We start from the raw sequence: 19947 nt of genomic DNA, 5'->3' as shown, positions 1-19947 counted from the left end.
TGGGCCCGTAGGCTGGAACATGGCTCGCGTCCTTTGCTACTTGGAAGATAGATCGGCAAAATCCATCATCCAACAAGGGCGCGAGCCCCTTGACTCGACACACCTCCACGCTCAACCGCGAATGGCCGTTCCGGGGTGTGGCGTCTTCTCTTGCTTGTCATGGTCACACCAGTTTTCCTGCCCGGAGCACCGGGCGCTAGTGCGACTCTCATAACTCGTGGACCGAAATCAGGGGGTCATTCCAAGTGCTTTGTACTGGTGATGGGTGTGGGGCTCGATGTGCGGTTGCATGTCCCGGTCTCTCATGGACTGGATCTTTTGGTCTTCGTACTCAGCCCAGCCTAGGAAGAGCTGCTCAATGGTGACGTCTTCCAGAGACCCGGTCGTGTGCATCCTCTCTGACAGCTCATGCCACTTCTCGTTGAAAACACGACGCACAGCGCCCTTGGTCTTCTCTCGGACCAGCATTTCTCGGCGGTTTCCCCTGGCGTCTCTGTACAAGACTCTGGCGTAGTAGCCTCCGTCGCTGTCCTGCTTAACGTTGACGGCGCCGTGGGTCCCTGGTCTTAGTGGTTGGCGGGGCACGATCTCTCCTTGCAGCTCTCGACGTTCGCCCTACGGGCTGAGGTGAGAGTGTCCGGCGGAGGTGCCTTCCGAGGTCATCGGTTCCCGGCCAAAGGTGGGAATAGAGTGGGACGAGGTTCTCCTCCCTGCTCTGGCCCCGTTTCTGGGGCAGCCCTACATCCCTGCAATGACAAGGATGTAGGGCCCCAGAAACGGGAGATGCCTGCGGAAGCAGTGAGGAGGGCCTCCGCAGGCGTCGCGCTTCCCATCGCGCATTTGCCATTAGAACACGTCTTCTAGATCGCTGGCAAGGCCATTTCTGACTAGAAGATGTCTTCGATAGAGCTTCTCTGTGAAGAACCTGTCAGAACACTGGTTCGATGATCTGCATCGCTGTCATGCCTTGGGCAGAACGGGGTCGCCGGCCTTTCTGGCCAGGTAGATCGCGTAGGCGCAGATCAGCACTCCCACGAAGGCTGTGATCGAACCGGCGAAGGCCGGCGCGCGCAGTCCCAGGCCGGCGTCGATGACGGCCGCGCCCATGATGGCGCCGATGGCATTGGCGCTGTTGAAGGCCGAATGCTGGAAGCTCGCGGCCAGCTGTGGGGCCCGCGGCGCAGTGTCCAGCAGGTGGGTCTGCACGGAGGGGCCCAGCCCGCCGGAGGCCACGCCGATCAGGAAGAGGAAGGTCACCATCAGCGCCGGGATATGGGCGAAGGCGCCGAAGAGCGCCATGCACACGGCCACGGTCACGGTCCCCACCATCACCGTTCCCAGGACAGACTTATCCGAATAGTGGCCGCCCACGAAGTTGCCGATCACATTGCCCAGGCCGTAGAAGAACACCACGATCGGGATCGCCGCCGAGGAGAGCTCCGTGACATGCATGGCCGTATAGGAGATGTAGGAGTAGATGGCGAACATCCCGGAGAAGCCGACCACCGCCAGAATGATGCCCACCCAGAGCCGCTGATTCCAGAGCCCCTTGAGCTCACCACGGACTGAAGAGCCCTCCGGCGGCCAGATCTTCGGGGCACAGAAGGCCACGGCCACCATGGTGATCACGGCCAGCCCGGCGGTGACCAGGAACATGATCCGCCAGCCGAACTCCAGTCCGGCCCAGGTCACCACCGGCACGCCCACCAGGTTGGCGATGGCGATGCCGGAGAGGACCACGGCGATGGCTCGGGCGCGCATCACCGGCCCGGCCATATGGGCGGCCATCAGTGCGGCGGTTGCGAAGTAGGCTCCGTGGGGCAGCCCGGAGATGAAGCGCCCGTAGAGCATGGCCTCGAAGCTGGGCGCGAAGTAGCTGAACAGATGGGCGAAGGCGAAGATCCCCAGCAGCACCAGGGCGTAGGTCTTGCGTTCGCGCTTGGCGCCCATCAGGGAGAGCAGCGGGGCACCCACCACCACACCGGCGGCGTAGAAGGTCACCAGCAGCCCGCCCTGGGAATCGGAGATGTCCAGCTCCTCGGCGGCCGCGGCGTTGAGCCCCATGATGGCGAACTCGGTGACGCCGATGGCGAAGCCGCCCAGGGAGAGTGCGAGGATCGCGATGATGACCTGGCGCGTGGAGTAGCCAGGGTCCTCCATGCCGGGTCTGACCACCGGGGTGGTGCCGGTGACCGCGGGGATGGAGCCGGTGATGATCTGCACCGGGCTGGTCATCGGGCCGACCGGCGATGAGGTCCCCTCTGCGACTGCCCGCTCCGGTGGTGTGTTCTGGTCTTTCATGCGTTCAGTCTGAGTCATCTCATCAGTCCTCGTGTAGAACCCAGTTCCCGTAAGGACCATCATTCCAGGTCAGCGTGAAATCCATGTCACGCGGGCCTGGAGGTTTCCTGAGAGCCCAGCCCGCGCTCAGCGCCGGAGCAGGTGCAGGATCACATCGCGCAGCACGACGCCGGCCCCATCCGGCTTCTGGACGATCCGGATCTCCTCCTTGGTGGTGATGATCTCCCAGTCCGCGGCGCCGAAGCCCGCCGCGGCCTGCTCGGGCGTGGTGCTGGCCTCCTCCGGGCGATCGGCGTGGTGATGCAGATGCCCGATCAGCAGGAGCCGACCGCCCGGTGCCACCCAGTCGGCGAGCCGCGCGTAGAGATCCTCCTGCGGGATCGGCGCATGGGCGTAGCAGGAGAGCACCAGGTCATAGCGCTGTTCAGGCTCCCAGGTCACGGCGTCGGCGACCTGCCACCGCACCTGTTGGTCCAGTCCCGCCGCCTGCGCCCGCTGGGCGGCATGCTCCAGGGCCTGCTCAGAGATGTCCACTCCGGTGGCCTCCCAGCCGGCCTGGGCCAGGGCGAGCGCCTCTGTCCCGGCGCCGCATCCGACATCCAGGGCGGTGCCCGGCTTCAGGTCGGCAGTCTCGGAGAGGACCCGCGGATGAGGCGGCATAGCCTTCATCGCCGAGCCGCCGTGGCCGCCTCGCCAGGTCTGATCCCAGAACTCGGCGCTGAAACCGCGGCTCATCGTCGGGCCCGCTCGGCGAGGTCGAAGTCCTCGCTCACCAGGGTCATATTGGCCATGGCCCCTGCCATCGTGCCGGCGCTGACGGCCATGGGAACGTTGGCCATCGGCGCGCTCAGGTTGCCCGGGGCCCATACGCGCTCGTGGCTGGTCTTCCCGAACTGGTCGGCCTCGATGAAGCTGCCCACCATGGTCTCGCCCCGTGTGAGCCCCAGCGGGCCCAGGAAGCCGTCCTGCGGGGTCAGGTCGGCGGCGGTGAACAGTGCGTCGATGCTGACCCGGCGGCCGTCCTCCAGGGTCACTGCGGAGAGAACATCACCTTCGCCGAGGACCTCGGTCACCGGGGTGGGCTCGATGACCACGCCGCGGGACTCCAGCCGAGCGGCGGTCTCGGCGTTGAGCTCTCCGGCGCCGGCGCTGAAGAAGGTCAGCTGATCGCTCCACTGGCGCAGCAGCTCGGTCTGGTGCAGCCCCAGGGCCGAGGTGGCCAGCACACCAAGGCGCCGGCCGCGGAACTCCCAGCCGTGGCAGTAGGGGCAGTGCAGCACGGAACGCCCCCAGCGTTTGGGCAGCCCCGGGATGGCCGGCGGGTGGTCGGTGACGCCGGTGGCTGCGATGACGGTGCGGGCGAAGAGCTGCTGGTCGTCCTCCAAGGTGACCACCAGGGTGCGCGGCCGGCTGGGATCCTGGGCGGCGTCGCGGACCTGCTTCACCCGCCCCGGGTGCAGGGCCACGCCGTAGCGGGCGGCCTCGACGCGGCCGGCGTGGAGCAGCTCGGCCGGAGGGGTGCCGTCGTGGCCCAGCACTGTATGCATATGGGTGGCGAAGCGGTTGCGCGGAGAGCCGGCGTCGATCACCAGGGTCTTCCGCAGGGAGCGGCCGAGGGCCTGGGCCGCGGCCAGCCCGCTGGCGCCGCCGCCGATGATGATGCTGTCCCAGAGTTCGCCGGCGGCGGTGCTGGGCAGCGTGCTCTCGACAGCGAACTCAGGGCTGGGGGAGTCCTCGGGGTGGTGTTCGGAGTGCAGATCTGAAGAAGTCATATCTCCAGGATGAGGCCGCTGTGCCATAATGGAAATATAGTTTGCAGAAACTGCAAGAATTGCAGGAGCGCCATGGCGAGGACGGACACAGATATGGAAGAGCTCGAGCAGGTCGGCATCAGGCTCAAGGCCGCACGGACCTCCAAGGGCTGGACGCTGGATCGGCTGGCCAAGGCCGCGAACATCTCCGCCAGTACGCTCTCGCGGCTGGAGTCGGGCAAGCGTCAGGCCAGCCTGGAGCTGCTGCTGCCGCTGACCCGTCAGCTCGGCATCAGCATCGATGACCTGCTGGTTCCGGTGCCGGAGGATCCTCGGGTCCGGCGCGACGGCTGGGAGGCAGACGGCATCCGTGTCCACCCGCTCTCGCCCGAGTCCTCACCGGTCCACACCTATAAGCTGCAGTACTCGCCGCGACCGCCGTGCGACGAGCTGAAGACCCACAACGGATACGAGTGGTTCTACGTGCTCTCCGGCCGGATGCGGCTGCAGCTGGGAAACCGGGAGATCATCCTGCACAAGGGCGAGGCCGCCGAGTTCGACACCCTCACACCCCATGCGTTGAGCGCCGTGGGCCCGGAGGACGGCGAGATCATCAGCATCTTCAACGAGGCCGGCGCTCGGTTCCACACTGAGATGGGAGTGGAGAGCCGCTGACCCTCAGCGCAGGCCGAGCATGCGGTCGCGGTTGACGTTGCGCGTCGCGTTCCGGATGGTGAACAGAGAGATGATCGTGCCGATGTAGAGGAAACCGAGGGTCACGAGGAACAAGATGCCCTTGATGTACTTGCCCAGGTAGAAGTACTGCAGGCCGGCGATGAAGAAGAAGCCGATGATGGTGAGGACCAGGGCGATCCCCGGATCCTTCTGCGGGCCGTCATATGCGCGGGAGGCCATAGCCCCAGTCTACGCCGCTGCGCGCAGCACTCCCAGCGGCTGTTCTTCCTGATATGAGACCGGCCGACAGCGGATCAGTGGTCACACCCGGTTCACCTCCCGGCGGGTCCACCCCAGCAGACCCAGCACGAGGCCGGCGATTCCGATCCCGCTGAGCACCAGCACCGGCGTCCAGGCGATCTCCTCCACCGGGTATTCGCTCAGATGTCCGTAGAGGTTCAGCTCGGTCACCGCCTCCGGCAGCTCCAGCAGGGAGCCGAAGCTGGCCATCACACCGGCGAAGCCGATCAGCACCCATCCCACCGGTGCCGCCAGCCGCGGCAGCCAGCCCAGCAGGGCCGTCACGATTCCCACCACGGCGAAGACCGCAGGGGCCTGCAGGACCGCGGCCAGGAACAGCTCACCGAACCAGCGGCCGCCGTCCTCCTCCAACGAGGCCATCGCGCCCAGGCCCATCCCGACGCCGACCACGGCCAGGATCAGCAGCAGCCCGGCCAGCAGCACGCCCAGGTGGGCGCCGAGCCAGCCCAGCCGGCTCACCGGTGCCGAGAGCGCATACTCGGCCCGGCCGCGGCTCTCCTCGCCGCGCAGCTGCTGCAGTCCGCTGACCCCTGCCGCGCCCACGAAGACCGCCATGAAAAGAGCCATATAGGCCAGATAGCCCAGCATCATGTCCTCGCCGGCGAACATCTGGCCCATCTCCTCGGGGAGGGTGTCGGCGGCATCGACCATGGTCTGGGCGAATGCGCCGAACATCAGGGCGGTCAGCAGCAGGGCGATGCCCCAGCCGCGCAGACCTCCGCGCAGCGTATGGGCGGCCAGCCCCGCTGGCGTGCCCAGGGACGGCCGAGCCCTGCTGCGGCCCAGCCGCACCGGGATCAGGCTGGCGGCCACATCACGCTTGGTGCTCAGCCAGAAGCCCAGGGCGGTGAGCACCACGGCGAAGCCCACCGGCAGGGCCAGCGGCCACCACCGGTCCTCCACATAGGGTGCGGTCTGCTGCGCCCACGCCAAGGGTGAGAACCAGGAGAGGGCATTGCCGCCCACCTCCGCCATATCTCCGCCCATGCGGATCACATAGGCCAGGCCCAGCATTGCCCCGGCCATGGCGCTGGCGCCGCGGGAGGACTCGCTGAGCTGGGAGCTCACCGCGGCGGCGCTGGCGAAGAACAGCCCCACTGCCAGGGAGCCTGAGGCCACCAGCGCTGAGCCGGTGAGCGAATACTCCGCAGAGGCGGCGCCGGCGAAGACCAGCCCCGCGGTCACCAGATTCGCGGCAACGGTGAGGATCAGGGCGGCGGTCAGCGTGGCATGCCGTCCCACCACATTGGCTCGGACCAGCTCGGCCCGTCCGGTCTGCTCCTCGGAGCGGGTGTGGCGGACCACGGTGAAGGCGCTGAACAGTGCGGTCAGGATGTAGATGAACAGCGCATAGCCGCCGGAGTAGAACCGTTCATGGGTGGGTTCCTCCATGCCGAAGCCGGGGCCCACCATCATGCGGCCCACCGGATCGGCATACATCCCGGAGACGCTGAGCAGCTCCTCCTGGGACTCGGCCACCACCTGGACGGCATGGGCGAAGTAGAAGCCCATCAGTCCGATCCCCAGCACCCAGGCCGTGGTGCGGATCCGGTCGCGCCGGATCATGAACCGCAGCAGGGTGCCGGTCCCGGACAGCGTGGCCTGGCGGGCGGCAGGGCTGGGTGTGTGCTGCGTCGTGGAGACTGTGGTGCTCATGTCAGGACACCTTCTTCTGCGTGGAGGTGCTCACGCCGCGGGCGGAGAGATCGTCTCCGTAGTGGCGCATCAGCAGCTGTTCCAAAGTGGGCGGATGCGCCACGATGGAGTGCACGCCCAGACCGGCGAGGCGCTGCATGACCTCTCCCACGTGGTCGCCGTCGACCTCGAAGACGCTGCGCTCGCCGGTGCTCGGACTGCCTTCGGTGTGGAAGGCGTGGACGAAGCTCACCGAGGCCAGCTCATCCGCCGGGGACTCGGTCTGGACTTCGATGGTCGTCCGGGTCATATGCCGCAGCTCGGAGAGCGTGCCGGATTCGACGATATTGCCGCTGCGGATGATCGAGATCCGGTCGGAGAGCGCCTCCACCTGGGAGAGGATGTGGCTGGAGAGCAGCACGGAGCGCCCGGCGGCCTTGGCCTCGTGGATGACCTCTTGGAAGACGGCCTCCATGAGCGGGTCCAGTCCGGCGGTGGGCTCATCCAGCAGGAGCAGGTCCACCTCAGCGGCCAGCGCGGCGATCAGCGCCACCTTCTGTCGGTTGCCCTTGGAGTAGGTCCGGGTCTTCTTCCGGGGGTCCAGGTCGAAGCGTTCGATCAGCTCATCGCGGCGGGTCGGGTCGAATGCGCGGCCGGTGCCGCGGCTGCGCAGCCGCAGGAACACGTCGATGGCCTCGCCTCCGGTGAGGTTGGGCCACAGCTCGACGTCGCCGGGCACATAGGCCAGGCGGCGGTGCAGCTCCACCGCGTCTCGCCAGGGATCGCGGCCGAAGAGCCGGATGGTCCCCGAGTCCGGGCGAAGCAGTCCCAGCAGCACGCGCATGGTGGTGGATTTGCCTGCGCCGTTGGGGCCCAGGAAGCCGTGCACCTCCCCGGGGGCGATGCTCAGGTTCAGATCGTCGAGGGCGCGGACCGGGCCGAACTCCTTGACCAGATCGACGGCAGAGATGACCGGGGCGTTCTCACTCATCGGTCAGTTCCTTTCGTGGAGGCGGCGCTGAGATCGGCGAAGCTGCCGTCGAGCGGATGTCTCGCGGCTTCGGCGCTGCTGTGTGACGCGCGGGGTCTCACGCGCGGTGGGTTCAGAGGGCGGAGCTCTCGGGGGCCTGCTCAGCCTGTTCGGCGCCGAGCAGCTCGGAATAGGCCTCGGCGTTGAACAGTGGTCGGGTGTAGAGCTCCATGAGAGTGGCCATATAGGCGTCCAGGCCTTCGGGGTCCGGATCCTCCTGGACCAGGCTCATGCCCAGATGGCGCTCCATATGCCGGTGCAGGACCAGCCCGCCGAAGGACTGCAGGAGCAGGACCACGGCACGGTGACGCGGATTGCGGCTGGGATAGACCAGCCCTATCTCCTCGGCCTCCGCGGTGTAGACCAGGGAGTCCTCCACGAGCTGGTCGAAGAGGAGATCCACCTCCGGCCCGCCGGCCACGAAAGCGCGCATCAGGTACTTCACCAGGTGACGGTTGGCCATCACCGCCTCATGGGCGACGTTGCGCGGCATGCTGCCGCGGCGCACCGATTCGGTCTTGACCCGGCTGAACTGCTCGGCCACATACCTGTCGCAGGCAGTTCTCAGCCCGGCTTTGGAGCCGAAGTGATGGATGACCAGGGGAGCCGAGGCTCCGGCCCGCTGGGCGATGGTCTTCACCGTCACCCCATCGAAGCCATGCTCACCGTAGAGATCGATGGCGGCGCAGATGATCCGCTGCCGCGCGCTCTCCTGGGTCTCCTGGCCGGAGGCGCCTGAGGTGCCGTTCTCCCGGTGTGCGGAGTCCACGCGGAATCGATCCCTGCCGGTGCGCGTGGCGCCGTAGCGATAGACCATAGGCTCCTCCTCACCTCGGGGCTGAACGGATATTCAGCACCTCACAGTTCGAAGGTAGACCAGCGCTGACAGCCTCCACAAGAGGCTGAACCCCTGGGCTGTTCCGTTCAGCACCGGGGGCTCAGCGAGGGGGAGGAGGTCCCCTTCTTCGCCAGCATCAGCCAGACGCCCTGATGGCTGTCCTCCTGCTCATCCAGTCAGCTGCGCCAGGCCAGCCTGATCGCGGAGACCACCAGCACGTCCTCATCGCTGCGCTCAGCGGCCATGGCGGCGCTCCAGGTGCAGGCCGGTCAGAGAACCCTCGACGCCGATCAGCTCAGTCGGCGTGCCGGAGAAGACCACGCGGCCGCCGTCATGCCCGGCACCGGGGCCGACGTCGATGATCCGGTCCGCCCGGGAGATCACGTCCAGGTTGTGCTCGATCACGATGACGGTGCGGCCGGCGTCGACGATCTTCTCCAACATCTGGGTCAGACGCTCGGTGTCGGCCATATGCAACCCGGCGCTGGGCTCGTCCAGGATGATCACATCGGCCTCGGAGCCGATCTCGATGGCCAGCTTGATGCGCTGGCGCTCGCCGCCGGAGAGCGTGCTCAGCGGCTGGCCCAGGGTCAGGTAGCCCAGGCCCACGTCCCAGAGGCGGGTGAGGATCTTCCCGGCCGTGGGCAGCGTGGCTTCGGCCGCGCCCTCGACCTCGCCGCGGAAGAAGACCAGCGCCTCCTCCACGGACATGCTCAGCACCTCGGCGATGTTCTTCCCACCCAGGGTGTACTCCAGGACGGCGGCCTGGAAGCGGCGCCCCTCGCACTCCTCGCAGACGGTGGAGATCCCGGAGACGATACCCAGGTCCTGATAGATGACGCCGGCGCCGCCGCAGGTGGGGCAGGCGCCTTCGGAGTTGGCGCTGAACAGGGCGGGCTTGACCCCATTGGACTTGGCGAAGGCCTTGCGCACCGGCTCCAGCAGTCCGGTGTAGGTGGCCGGATTGGAACGGCGCGATCCCCGGATCCCGGTCTGGTCCACGGCCACCACGGACTCGCGGCCGGCCAGTGAGCCATGGATCAGTGAGCTCTTGCCGGAGCCTGCCACGCCGGTCACGGCCACCAGCACCCCGGTGGGCACATCCACGTCCACGCCCTGCAGGTTATGGGTCTGCGCCCCGCGGATCTCCAGAGCTCCGGAGGGGCTGCGCGGCCGGGTCTTCAGCGCGGCGCGGCTCTCCAGGTGCTCGCCGGTCAGCGTGCCGGAGCTGCGCAGTCCGGCGAAGTCGCCGGTGTAGACGATCTCGCCGCCATGGGTTCCGGCCCCAGGGCCCATATCCACGATGTGATCGGCGATGGCCATGACCGTGGGGTTGTGCTCGACCACCAGCACGGTGTTGCCCTTGTCGCGCAGCTTGAGCAGCAGCACGTTCATGCGGTCCACATCGTGCGGGTGCAGGCCCACCGTCGGCTCGTCGAAGACATAGGTGACATCGGTCAGCGAGGAGCCCAGGTGGCGGATCATCTTGACCCGCTGAGCCTCACCGCCGGAGAGCGTGCCGGAGGCGCGATCCAGGGAGAGATAACCCAGACCGATGTCCACAAAGTTCTTCAGAGTCTCGGTGAGAGCCGTGAGCAGGGGAGCGGCCCCGGTCAGGCTCTGGGATGAGCCGACCTCGGTGATCCAGCTGAGCAGATCGCTGATCTGCATGCAGCAGAGGTCGGCGATGTTCCTCCCCTCGATCAGTGAGGAGAGGGTCAGGGCTGCCAGGCGGGTGCCGCCGCAGTCGGGACAGTCGGTATAGGTGACCGCACGGTCCACGAAAGCGCGGATATGGGGCTGCATGGCGTCGCGGTCCTTGGAGAGGAAGGACTTCTTCACCGCCGGAACCAGTCCCTGGAAGGTCATATTGGTGCCGCTGATGTTCACCTTGGTGGCCTTGCGGTGGAAGAGGTCCTCACGCTCCTGCTCGGTGTAGTCGCGCACCGGCTTCTCCGGGTCGAAGAATCCGGACTCGGCGTAGAATCGCACGGACCAGCCGCCGGGCTTATAGCCGGGCACGGTGATCGCGCCCTCGTTCAGCGACTTGGTCTCATCCACCAGCTGGCTCAGGTCGATGTCATTGACCTGACCGCGTCCCTCGCAGCGCACGCACATGCCGCCGGTGACGCTGTAGCCGGCGGCCTCCCGGCTGCCGTCGGCTCTGGTGAGTGTGCCGCCGCCGGAGGAGGACATGACGTTGAAGGAGTAGGCCATCGGATTGCCCAGTGCGGGCTGGGCGAAGCGGCTGAAGAGGATCCTCAGCATGGAGTTCACATCGGTGGCCGTTCCCACGGTGGAGCGCGGATTGGGCGCCATGCGCTCCTGGTCGATGATGATTGAGGCTGTCAGCCCCTCCAGGGCCTCCACCTCGGGGCGGGACATGGCCGGCATGAAGCCCTGTATGAAGGCGTCATAGGTCTCGTTGATGAGCCGTCGGGATTCGGCGGCGATGGTCCCGAAGACCAGGGAGGACTTCCCGGAGCCGGAGACGCCGGTGAAGACGGTGAGCCGACGCTTGGGGATGTCCACGGCCACGCCGCGCAGGTTGTTCTCCTGGGCGCCGCGGACAGTGATGGTCTCGTGGACCGTCCCGGAGGCAGAAGAATGGGGGGATGCGGACTCAGGGGGCAGGCTGCTCTCGATCACCGAAATATCGTACGCCGTACGCCAAGCGAGTGGAAGAGGGTGAGCGGACGGCGTCGGGCTGGCTGTGCTCGCACCCATATGCCTGTACAGAAATATTTCCTCAGGGTAATCTTTCTGTATGAGCGTCTTCAGCGCCGTGGCAGAGCCTCACCGCCGGCAGATCCTGGACCTCCTCCGCGAGGGGGAGATGTCCGCCGGTGAGCTGGTCGAGCGGATGGACCTCAGTCAGCCGGGAGTCTCCAAGCACCTCAAGGCGCTGCGTGAGGCCGGACTGGTCGCTGTGCGCGTCCATGGTCGGCGCCGCGTCTATGCGCTGGAGCCGGAGCCCCTGGAAGAGATCGTCGACTGGCTGGAGCCCTATCGGATGCTCTGGTCCAGTCGGCTCGACCGCCTCGAACACCACCTCAGGGAGAACCCATGACCGAGAACACCGCCCGCGACGGCGTGCTGGAGACCATCGAGGGCCGCCCCGCACTGCGCTTCGTGCGGGAGCTTCCCTGTTCCATCGAGCGGGTCTGGAGGGCAGTGTCCACGCCGGCAGAGCTGGAACAGTGGTTCCCCGCCGCCGTGGAGTGGGGACCGGAGGCCGGAGAGAAGCTGGAGGCCTTCGGCATGACCGGAGAGGTGACCGAGGCGCAGCCGCCGCACACCCTGGCCTGGAGCTTCAACGGAGATCTCTACCGCTTCGAGCTCACCGGAGATGAGCGCTCCTGCCGGCTGATGTTCCTCCACGTCTTCGCCGATCCGCAGACCCCTGCGGCGCAGACCGCGGCCGGCTGGCACACCTATATGGATCGGCTGGAAGGGCTGCTGGCGGGCGCTGCGATCTCCGAGAAGGAGGCCCACGCCGGCTGGGGCGAGATCCACGAGCACTATGCACAGGTCTTCGGCGTGGATCCCACGCCCGGCCGCGAATTCTGGAAGCGGCTGCAGGAGTCGCTCTGAGGCGGGAGCCTCGCACGCTTCAGAGCCCCGGTCGCCGCACCCTGTCGTCTCGCAGGCGGCAGGTGGGTGACCGGGGCTCTGAAGTGCATCCGCGTTCCGCAACGGACTCGGCGACTCAAGTGTGAGGGGACCGAGGTGATCAGTCCTCGTCCTGCTGCTCGGCCTCGTTCTCAGGGACGATGTCGTAGTAGACGTCCTCGTCATCCACGTCGGTGATGGTGATGAGGTACTGCTCGTCCGGAATGTCCTCCTCCTCGAACGCCACCGTGCAGTCCATCTGCTCGTCGATCTCGGCACCGATGTCGCCGGAGCAGTCGACGTCGAACTCCTCCTCGGTCAGGCCGGCTTCCTCAAGCTCGGAGACCATGGTCTCCTCCACATCATCGCTCTGCAGCGCGGAGCCGCAGGCGGTCAGGGTGAACAGTCCCGCAGTCGCGAACACGGCGGCGGAGGTCTTCTCCAGGTGCATCGTGGCAAACCTTTCATCATCTGGTGTCTCAGTGATCCGATGCCCCAGCCTACGGGCCGCAGGCTCCATGTGCCCGACTCTGCAGATGCGGAGTCGAGCGCATAAACTGACCTGGATTGTCCAAGCGCATACCTTATGGGAGCAGTATGTCTACGTCCGAACGCCCTGCGGGCAGCACTGAGGAGCAGGCTGCCTCCTCAGGGCCTCATCCCCTCGATGAGGCCGCGGTCGAGAACGCCGTGCAGCAGGCTCTGCAGGCCTTCGAGGCCGCCGCCGATCTCGAGGAGCTCAAAGAGGCTCGGCTGGCCCACACCGGGGAGAAGGCCCCCATCGTGCTGGCCAACCGCCAGATCAAGGATCTGGACAAGGACCAGAAGAAGGAGGCCGGCAAGCTGCTCGGAGCGGCCCGCGGCCGTGTCCAGAAGGCGCTGTCGGCCCGCACCGACGTCCTGGAGGCCGAGCACGCCGAGCGCATGCTCATCGAGGAGGCGGTGGACGTCACCGCCGCCCCGCGTCGTAAGCCGCTGGGCGCCCGGCACCCGCTCTCGGTGCTGCAGGAGGAGGTCTCCGACGTCTTCATCGGCATGGGCTGGGAGATCGCCGAGGGTCCCGAGGTGGAGTCCGAGTGGTTCAACTTCGACGCCCTGAACTTCGATCCGGACCACCCGGCCCGCGAGATGCAGGACACCTTCTTCGTGGAGCCCAAGAGCTCCCACCTGGTGCTGCGCACCCACACCTCGCCGGTGCAGATCCGTGCGCTGCTGGGCCGCGAACTGCCGGTCTATGTGCTCTGCCCGGGCAAGACCTTCCGCACCGATGAGCTCGACGCCACCCACACCCCGGTCTTCCATCAGTTCGAGGGCCTGGCCGTGGACAAGGGCCTGACCATGGCGGATCTGAAGGGCACTCTGGAGCACTTCGCCCGCCAGATGTTCGGCCCGGAGGCCGCCATCCGCCTGCGCCCGAGCTACTTCCCCTTCACTGAGCCCTCCGCCGAGCTGGATGTCTGGGACGTCAACGCCAAGGGTGGTCCGCGCTGGGTCGAGTGGGGAGGCTGCGGCATGGTCAACCCCGACGTTCTGCGCGCTGCGGGCGTGGATCCCCAGGAGCATACCGGCTTCGCCTTCGGCATGGGTGTGGAGCGCACACTGATGTTCCGCAACGGTGTCACCGATATGCGCGACATGATCGAAGGCGATGTCCGGTTCAGCCAGCAGTTCGGAATGGAGGTCTGAGGCATGCGCATCCCGCTGTCATGGATCCGTGAATACACCCAGTTCCCCGCGACAGGGATGGCCGAGGACCTCATGGCCGAGCTGGTGAAGGTCGGGCTCGAGGAAGAGGACGTCCACCGTCCCACCGACGAGATCTCCGGCCCCATCGTCGTCGGCGAGGTGCTGGAGAAGCACCCGGAGGAGCAGTCCAACGGCAAGACCATCAACTGGTGCCAGGTCCGCGTGGTCCCCGAGGGGCAGGAGCAGACCCTGACCGGCAAGGGGATCGATCCTTCCGGTGTGCAGGGCATCGTCTGCGGCGCCCACAACTTCGAGCGGGGCGACAAGGTCGTGGTGACCATGCCCGGCGCTGTGCTGCCCGGAAACTTCGCCATCTCGGCGCGCAAGACCTACGGCCACCTCTCCGCGGGCATGATCGCCTCGGTCAAGGAGCTCGGCCTGGGAGAGGACCACGCCGGCATCCTGGTGCTCAGCACTCTGGGCCTGGATCCCCAGCCGGGCACCGACGCCATGGAGCTGCTGGGCCTCTATGACTCCGCCGCCGAGATCAATGTGACCCCGGACCGCGGATACGCCTTCAGCATCCGCGGTGCGGCACGAGAGTACTCCCACGCCACCGGCACCGCGTTCACCGACCCTGCCGAGCAGGTTCAGGTTCCCGACGCCGGCACGGCCGGTCATGAGGTCATCCTCGAGGACTCCGCACCCATCTACGGCACCCCCGGCTGCGACTCCTTCGTGGCCCGGAAGGTCACCGGCGTGGACCCCAACGCGCCCACTCCGCCGTGGATGGCCGCGCGCCTGCGTCTGGCGGGCATGCGCCCGATCAGCCTGGCCGTGGACATCTCCAACTACGTGATGTGGGAGCTGGGCCAGCCCCTGCACTTCTACGACGCCGAGTCCCTGCGGGGCGCCATCCGTGTGCGCCGCGCCGCAGCCGGGGAGAAGCTCACCACGCTGGATGAGAAGGAGCGCGAGCTCCACGCCGAGGACCTGGTCATCGCCGATGACCGCGGTGCCATCGGCCTGGCCGGCGTGATGGGCGGAGCCGCCACGGAGGTGGGAGAGTCCACCAGCACTGTGCTGATCGAGGCCGCCCACTTCGATCCGATCACCATCAGCCGCAGCAAGCGCCGCCATAAGCTGCCCTCCGAGGCCTCCAAGCGCAATGAGCGCGGAGTGGATCCGCTGCTGCCGGCCATCGCAGCCCAGCGTGCGGTGGACCTGCTGGTGGAGCTGGCCGGCGGCACCGACAGCGGGGAGATCACCCAGGTGGGCGAGCCTGCCCTGCCTGCGCCGATCACCCTGGACCCGGCTCTGGCTGAGCGCACAACCGGTGTGTCCTACACCGCCGAGCAGCTGCGGCAGACGCTGAGCGACATCGGCGCAAGCGTCGAGGAGCGGTCCCCCGAGTCCTGGACGGTCACCCCGCCGGCATGGCGCCCGGACCTGACCATCCCGGAGGCTCTGGTGGAGGAGGTCGCACGGCTCATCGGTTACGACCAGATCCCGTCCCGCCTGCCGGTGGCACCGGCGGGCCGCGGGCTGAGCGCTGAGCAGAAGCGCCGTCGCCAGGTCTTCACCGGTCTGGCCGGTGCAGGCTTCACTGAGGTGCTGAGCTACCCGTTCTACTCGGAGGAGGCCAACCAGCTCTTCGGCGCCGCCGAGGAGGGCGCCGAGCTGCCGATGGTCCGACTGGCCAATCCGATCGCCAGCCAGCACCCCACGCTGCGCACCACGCTGCTGCCGGGCCTGCTGGATGCCGCTCGCCGCAACGTCTCTCGCGGGTTCGGCGCTGTGGCGCTCTTCGAGGCCGGCCGGGTCTTCCACCCCGGAGGGACCCTCGGCAGCACCACCATCCCGGGCCTGGGCGCACACCCCGGTGCGGAGCACATCGCGGAGCTGGAGGCCGGCATCCCGGACCAGCCGCTGCATGTGGCCGTGGCGCTGACCGGCGAGGAGCCGGCCGCGGAGCTGGGTCAGCAGGCTCGGCGTCGTGACTGGGCCGATGCCCTGGAGTCTGCACATACTGTGGCCGGCCTGCTGAACCTTCAGCTGGAGGTCGTGCAGGGGTCCCATCAGGCCTTCCACCCGGGCCGCACTGCTGAGCTGCGGCTGTCCGGCGCGCAGAGCGCCATCGGTTACGCCGGTGAGCTGCACCCCAAGGTGGTCGAGGCCTGGGGTCTGCCCGAGCGCACCGCTGTCATGGAGCTGGACCTGGAGGCGCTGATCGCGGCTGCGGCCGAGAAGGTCGCCGCGGAGCCGATCTCCGGCTTCCCGCAGACCTCGCAGGACGTGGCGCTCATCGTGGAGGACTCTCTGCCCTCCGCGCAGCTCAGGGCCACTCTCGCCGAAGGCGCAGGTGAGCTGCTGGAGGGCATCGAGCTCTTCGACGTCTACTCGGGCACCGGCATCGAGGAGGGCAGGAAGTCCCTGGCCTATGCCCTGCGCTTCCGTGCCCAGGACCGCACGCTGACCGCAGAGGAGGCATCCGAGGCCCGTGCGGCCGCCGTCGCCCTGGCCGAGCAGCGCCACGGAGCCGTCCAACGCTGAGCCACGCCCCACCCCGAACAACGCCCCACCCCGAACGGCACAGTGTTGAACGGACCAGCAGTGTTGAACGGGTCAGCAGCCGCACAGAACGACGTCGGCCCCGTCACCTCCGCTGGGAGGTGACGGGGCCGACGTCGTCGTGTATAGCGTCGTGTACAGGGCCCTTACGGCACCAGCAGCAGCTTGCCGGTGGTGCGGCGTGCCTCGAGGTCGTCGTGGGCACGGGCGGCCTCGGTCAGCGGGTAGGTGCTGCCGATGTTCAGCGTCAGCTCGCCCGAGGTCAGGGCACCGAAGAGCTCGGAGTACCGCCAAGCCCGCTCCTGGGCGTTCTGCAGGTACCACTGCACCGAGGGGCGGGTCACGAACAGGCCGCCGCGGCGATTGAGCTCCTGCGGGTCGATGGGCGGGACCTGGCCGGAGGCTCCGCCGAAGGCCACGAGCATGCCGCGCACCGCCAGGGACTTCAGCGAGCCCTGGTAGGTGTCCCTGCCTACGCCGTCATAGGCAACGGAGACGCCCTCGCCCTTGGTGATCTCCAGGACCCGATCGGCGAAGTCCTCATAGCCCAGCACATAGTCGGCGCCGGCGGCCTGGGCGATCTCTGCCTTCTCATCGGTGGAGGTGGTGGTGATCACGCGGGCGCCCTTGGCCTTGAGCAGCTGGGTCAGGATCTGTCCGACCCCGCCGGCTCCGGCATGGGTCAGCACTGTCTCCCCGGCGGAGACCCGGTAGGTGGAGTTGATCAGGTAGTGGGCGGTGATGCCCTGCAGCGGCAGTGCTGCGGCCTGCTCGTCGGTCACCTCGTCCGGGACGCGGAAGGCCTTGGCGGCATCCACCACGAAGTGGGTGGCGTAGGTGCCGGTGGCGGCCTCAGTGGTGGCCACGCGCTCACCCACGGCGAAGCCCTCCACTCCGTCTCCCACGGAGATCACGGTGCCTGCGCCCTCGGTGCCGGGGACGAAGGGGTAGTCCACCGGGTAGACGCCGCTGCGCTGGTAGGTCTCGATGAAGTTCACGCCGGCCGCGGCGGTCTTGACCAGGATCTGGCCCTCACCGGGAGAGGGAAGGGTGACGTCGGCGGCCTGGAACACGTCGGTCCCGCCGGCCTCTTCGGCGCGCATCACCAGTGCGCTGTCCGGAAGGTCCTCGGGGAAAACAGTCTGTTCGCTCATAGGCGTCAGGGTATCGAAGGACCCTGATAATCAAGAAGCCTCGCCCGGCGTGGCTGGGTGCGTTCCGCGTGGAGCGTAGATGCATAAATATTGATAGCTCTGCATACTGTCGCGTAGACTTCTCGGCATGGTCTATACAGCAGCCGTCTCAGGAGCCTCCGGCTACGCCGGGGGAGAGGTCCTGCGCCTCCTCGCCAACCACCCGCAGGTCGAGATCGGGCAGGTCACCGCCCACTCCTCGGCCGGAGAGCGCCTGGGGGCGCTGCAGCCGCACCTGCATCCGCTGGCCGACCGTGTGATCACTGAGACCACGGCCGAGAACCTCGCCGGCCACGATGTGGTCTTCCTGGCGCTGCCGCACGGGGCCAGCGGGGAGATCGCCGCCGCCCTGGGTGAGGACACCCTGGTCATCGACGCCGCCGCCGACCACCGTCTGGAGTCGGCCGCCGCATGGGAGGCCTTCTACGGCTCCGAGCACCAGGGCACCTGGCCCTATGGTCTGCCGGAGCTGCCCGGTCAGCGTGAGCGGCTCGCCGGCTCCGGGCGCATCGCCGTGCCCGGCTGCTATCCCACCACCATCCTGCTGGGCTTGGCCCCGGCCTTCGCCGGCGCCGGCGAAGGCCCGCTGGTCCAGCCCCAGGACGTGGTCATCGTCGCGGCCACCGGTGCCTCCGGGGCCGGCAAGTCACTCAAACCCCATCTGCTGGGCTCCGAGGTGATGGGCGGGATGAGCCCCTACGGCGTCGGCGGGGTCCACCGGCACACTCCGGAGATCGAGCAGGGGCTGAGCTCTGTGGCCGGCACCGAGGTGCAGATCTCCTTCACCCCCACGCTGGCCCCCATGCCGCGCGGCATCCTGGCCACCTCCACCGCCAAGCTGGCCCCGGGCACCACGGAGGCTCAGCTGAGGCAGGCCTATGCAGCCCACTACGACGCCGAACCCTTCGTCCACCTGCTGCCCGAGGGCCAGTGGCCGGCCACCAAGCAGGTGGTCGGATCCAACCACGTGACCATTCAGCTGGCCGTGGACGAGCACGCCGGCCGCGCCGTCGTCGTCTCCGCCTCCGACAACCTCACCAAAGGCACCGCCGGCGGAGCGGTGCAGTCCATGAACCTCGCCCTGGGACTCGAGGAGACCACCGGGCTCGATCTGTTGGGAGTCTCCCCATGAGCGTGACAGCAGCCGCAGGATTCCGGGCCGCAGGAGTGGCCGCCGGGCTGAAGGCCGATGCCAAGGATGTGGCCCTGGTGGTCAACGACGGCCCTCTGCACCACGCCTCCGCCGTGTTCACCACCAATACGGTGGCGGCCGCGCCTGTGCTCTGGTCCCGCCAGGTCATCAGCGACGGCCGGGCCGACGCCGTGATCCTCAACTCCGGGGGCGCCAACGCCTGCACCGGAGCGCCAGGCTTCGCCGACACCCACACCACGGCGGAGGAGGTGGCCGAGAAGCTCACCGCCAGCGGGAGGGACGTCTCCGCCACCGACGTGCTGGTCTGTTCCACCGGACTGATCGGGGAGCGGCTGGACATGCCGGCCCTGCTCTCCGGCGTCGAGGGTGCGGTCCAGGGCCTCTCGGCCGAGCAGCACGCCGCCGCCGACGCCGCCGAGGCCATCCGCACCACCGACACCGTCTCCAAGACCGAGACCCGCAGCGGCAGCGGCTTCACCGTGGGCGGCATGGCCAAGGGAGCCGGCATGCTGGCCCCCGGCATGGCCACGATGCTCGCCGTGGTCACCACCGACGCCGTCATCTCCCAGGAGGACCTCGACGCCGCCCTGCGCGAGGCGGTGCGCATCAGCTTCAACCGCGCGGACTCCGACGGCTGCATGTCCACCAACGACACGGTCATCGCCCTGGCCTCGGGTGCGAACTCTGAGTCCGACCCCTCCGGCGTGGACCTCCCTGAGTTCCAAGTCGCGCTCAACGAGGTCTGCTCCTCCCTGGCCGCCCAGCTCATCGCCGACGCCGAGGGCGCCCACCACGAGATCGCCATCCGCACGGTCGGCGCGCTCACCGAGGAGCAGGCGGAGGAAGCAGGGCGTGCCGTGGCCCGCTCCAACCTGTTCAAGACGGCGATCTTCGGCCGCGATCCGAACTGGGGACGGATCCTCTCAGCGGTAGGCACCACTGATGTCGACTTCGACCCCACCACCATCGATGTGGCCGTCAACGGTGTCTGGATCTGCCGCGGTGGAGGGATCGGAGAGGATCGCGATCTGGTGGACCTCTCCGGGCGTGACGTGGAGGTCGTCATCGACCTCAAGGCTGGTGAGACCGAGGCCACCATCCTCACCAATGACCTCACCCATGACTATGTCCATGAGAACAGCGCCTACTCCAGCTGAGGCGCCCGCACCGAGTCTGAGAGA

The 19947-nt window shown here is 67.7% G+C and carries 18 protein-coding genes; 7 read left to right on the top strand and 11 right to left on the bottom strand.

Features of this window, described 5'->3' with window-relative positions:
• Positions 1-228: 228 nt before the first annotated feature.
• The 4 genes from IEW85_RS13200 to IEW85_RS13185 all read right to left on the bottom strand — a co-directional run bounded on the left by IEW85_RS13200 (position 229) and on the right by IEW85_RS13185 (position 4073).
• A complete protein-coding gene (locus IEW85_RS13200) occupies positions 229-585 on the bottom strand; it encodes a hypothetical protein (RefSeq protein WP_188686632.1) in 357 nt (118 codons plus the stop codon).
• A gap of 375 nt (positions 586-960) precedes the next feature.
• Positions 961-2301 (bottom strand): MFS transporter, encoded by a 1341-nt coding sequence (locus IEW85_RS13195; RefSeq protein ID WP_229659034.1) that lies wholly within the window; start codon positions 2299-2301, stop codon positions 961-963.
• A 126-nt stretch (positions 2302-2427) separates the two neighbouring features.
• Entirely contained in the window at positions 2428-3036 is a 609-nt protein-coding gene (locus IEW85_RS13190) for an SAM-dependent methyltransferase (protein ID WP_188686630.1), read from the bottom strand.
• Positions 3033-4073: an NAD(P)/FAD-dependent oxidoreductase gene (locus IEW85_RS13185; RefSeq protein ID WP_188686628.1), complete on the bottom strand. Its 1041-nt coding sequence runs from the start codon at positions 4071-4073 to the stop codon at positions 3033-3035. The genes IEW85_RS13190 and IEW85_RS13185 overlap by 4 nt, the downstream gene beginning before the upstream one ends.
• A gap of 93 nt (positions 4074-4166) precedes the next feature.
• On the opposite strand from IEW85_RS13185, the gene IEW85_RS13180 reads away from it, so the two are divergent.
• Entirely contained in the window at positions 4167-4727 is a 561-nt protein-coding gene (locus tag IEW85_RS13180; protein ID WP_188686636.1) for a helix-turn-helix domain-containing protein, read from the top strand.
• A gap of 3 nt (positions 4728-4730) precedes the next feature.
• Here the strand turns inward: IEW85_RS13180 and IEW85_RS13175 are convergent, their stop codons facing one another.
• From IEW85_RS13175 to IEW85_RS13155, 5 genes are all read right to left on the bottom strand, one after another.
• A complete protein-coding gene (locus IEW85_RS13175; RefSeq protein WP_188686626.1) occupies positions 4731-4967 on the bottom strand; it encodes a TM2 domain-containing protein in 237 nt (78 codons plus the stop codon).
• A gap of 81 nt (positions 4968-5048) precedes the next feature.
• On the bottom strand, positions 5049-6704 hold the full coding sequence (locus tag IEW85_RS13170; RefSeq protein WP_188686623.1) for an ABC transporter permease: 1656 nt from the start codon (positions 6702-6704) through the stop codon (positions 5049-5051).
• A gap of 1 nt (position 6705) precedes the next feature.
• Entirely contained in the window at positions 6706-7674 is a 969-nt protein-coding gene (locus tag IEW85_RS13165; protein ID WP_188686620.1) for an ABC transporter ATP-binding protein, read from the bottom strand.
• A gap of 112 nt (positions 7675-7786) precedes the next feature.
• Positions 7787-8530, bottom strand: coding sequence for a TetR/AcrR family transcriptional regulator (locus IEW85_RS13160; protein WP_188686618.1), 744 nt, complete (start codon positions 8528-8530; stop codon positions 7787-7789).
• Between the two features lie 255 nt (positions 8531-8785).
• A complete protein-coding gene (locus IEW85_RS13155) occupies positions 8786-11197 on the bottom strand; it encodes an ATP-binding cassette domain-containing protein (protein WP_229659035.1) in 2412 nt (803 codons plus the stop codon).
• A gap of 121 nt (positions 11198-11318) precedes the next feature.
• Between IEW85_RS13155 and IEW85_RS13150 the strand changes: the two genes are divergently transcribed.
• Both IEW85_RS13150 and IEW85_RS13145 read left to right on the top strand, forming a co-directional pair.
• Entirely contained in the window at positions 11319-11621 is a 303-nt protein-coding gene (locus IEW85_RS13150) for an ArsR/SmtB family transcription factor (RefSeq protein WP_188686615.1), read from the top strand.
• Positions 11618-12145: an SRPBCC domain-containing protein gene (locus IEW85_RS13145; RefSeq protein WP_188686613.1), complete on the top strand. Its 528-nt coding sequence runs from the start codon at positions 11618-11620 to the stop codon at positions 12143-12145. Before IEW85_RS13150 ends, IEW85_RS13145 begins: the two co-directional genes overlap by 4 nt.
• 139 nt (positions 12146-12284) lie before the next feature.
• Here IEW85_RS13145 and IEW85_RS13140 read toward each other — a convergent pair whose 3' ends face one another.
• The gene (locus tag IEW85_RS13140; RefSeq protein WP_188686611.1) at positions 12285-12614 is read right to left on the bottom strand and encodes a hypothetical protein; all 330 of its coding nucleotides are present in this window, start codon (positions 12612-12614) and stop codon (positions 12285-12287) included.
• A gap of 146 nt (positions 12615-12760) precedes the next feature.
• Between IEW85_RS13140 and pheS the strand changes: the two genes are divergently transcribed.
• A complete protein-coding gene (pheS, locus tag IEW85_RS13135; protein ID WP_188686609.1) occupies positions 12761-13849 on the top strand; it encodes a phenylalanine--tRNA ligase subunit alpha in 1089 nt (362 codons plus the stop codon).
• Between the two features lie 3 nt (positions 13850-13852).
• Positions 13853-16402, top strand: coding sequence for a phenylalanine--tRNA ligase subunit beta (gene pheT / locus IEW85_RS13130; RefSeq protein ID WP_188686604.1), 2550 nt, complete (start codon positions 13853-13855; stop codon positions 16400-16402).
• A 164-nt stretch (positions 16403-16566) separates the two neighbouring features.
• Here the strand turns inward: pheT and IEW85_RS13125 are convergent, their stop codons facing one another.
• Positions 16567-17574, bottom strand: coding sequence for a quinone oxidoreductase family protein (locus IEW85_RS13125; protein WP_188686601.1), 1008 nt, complete (start codon positions 17572-17574; stop codon positions 16567-16569).
• A 127-nt stretch (positions 17575-17701) separates the two neighbouring features.
• Between IEW85_RS13125 and argC the strand changes: the two genes are divergently transcribed.
• On the top strand, positions 17702-18745 hold the full coding sequence (gene argC / locus IEW85_RS13120; RefSeq protein WP_188686598.1) for an N-acetyl-gamma-glutamyl-phosphate reductase: 1044 nt from the start codon (positions 17702-17704) through the stop codon (positions 18743-18745).
• Positions 18742-19923: a bifunctional glutamate N-acetyltransferase/amino-acid acetyltransferase ArgJ gene (gene argJ / locus IEW85_RS13115; RefSeq protein ID WP_188686596.1), complete on the top strand. Its 1182-nt coding sequence runs from the start codon at positions 18742-18744 to the stop codon at positions 19921-19923. Before argC ends, argJ begins: the two co-directional genes overlap by 4 nt.
• Positions 19924-19947 lie beyond the last annotated feature (24 nt).

The organism is Nesterenkonia cremea, from assembly GCF_014642675.1.
In the GTDB taxonomy this organism is placed as follows: domain Bacteria; phylum Actinomycetota; class Actinomycetes; order Actinomycetales; family Micrococcaceae; genus Nesterenkonia; species Nesterenkonia cremea.
Note: the sequence above shows the minus strand (reverse complement) of the source record. Positions and strands in the feature narration are given on the sequence as shown.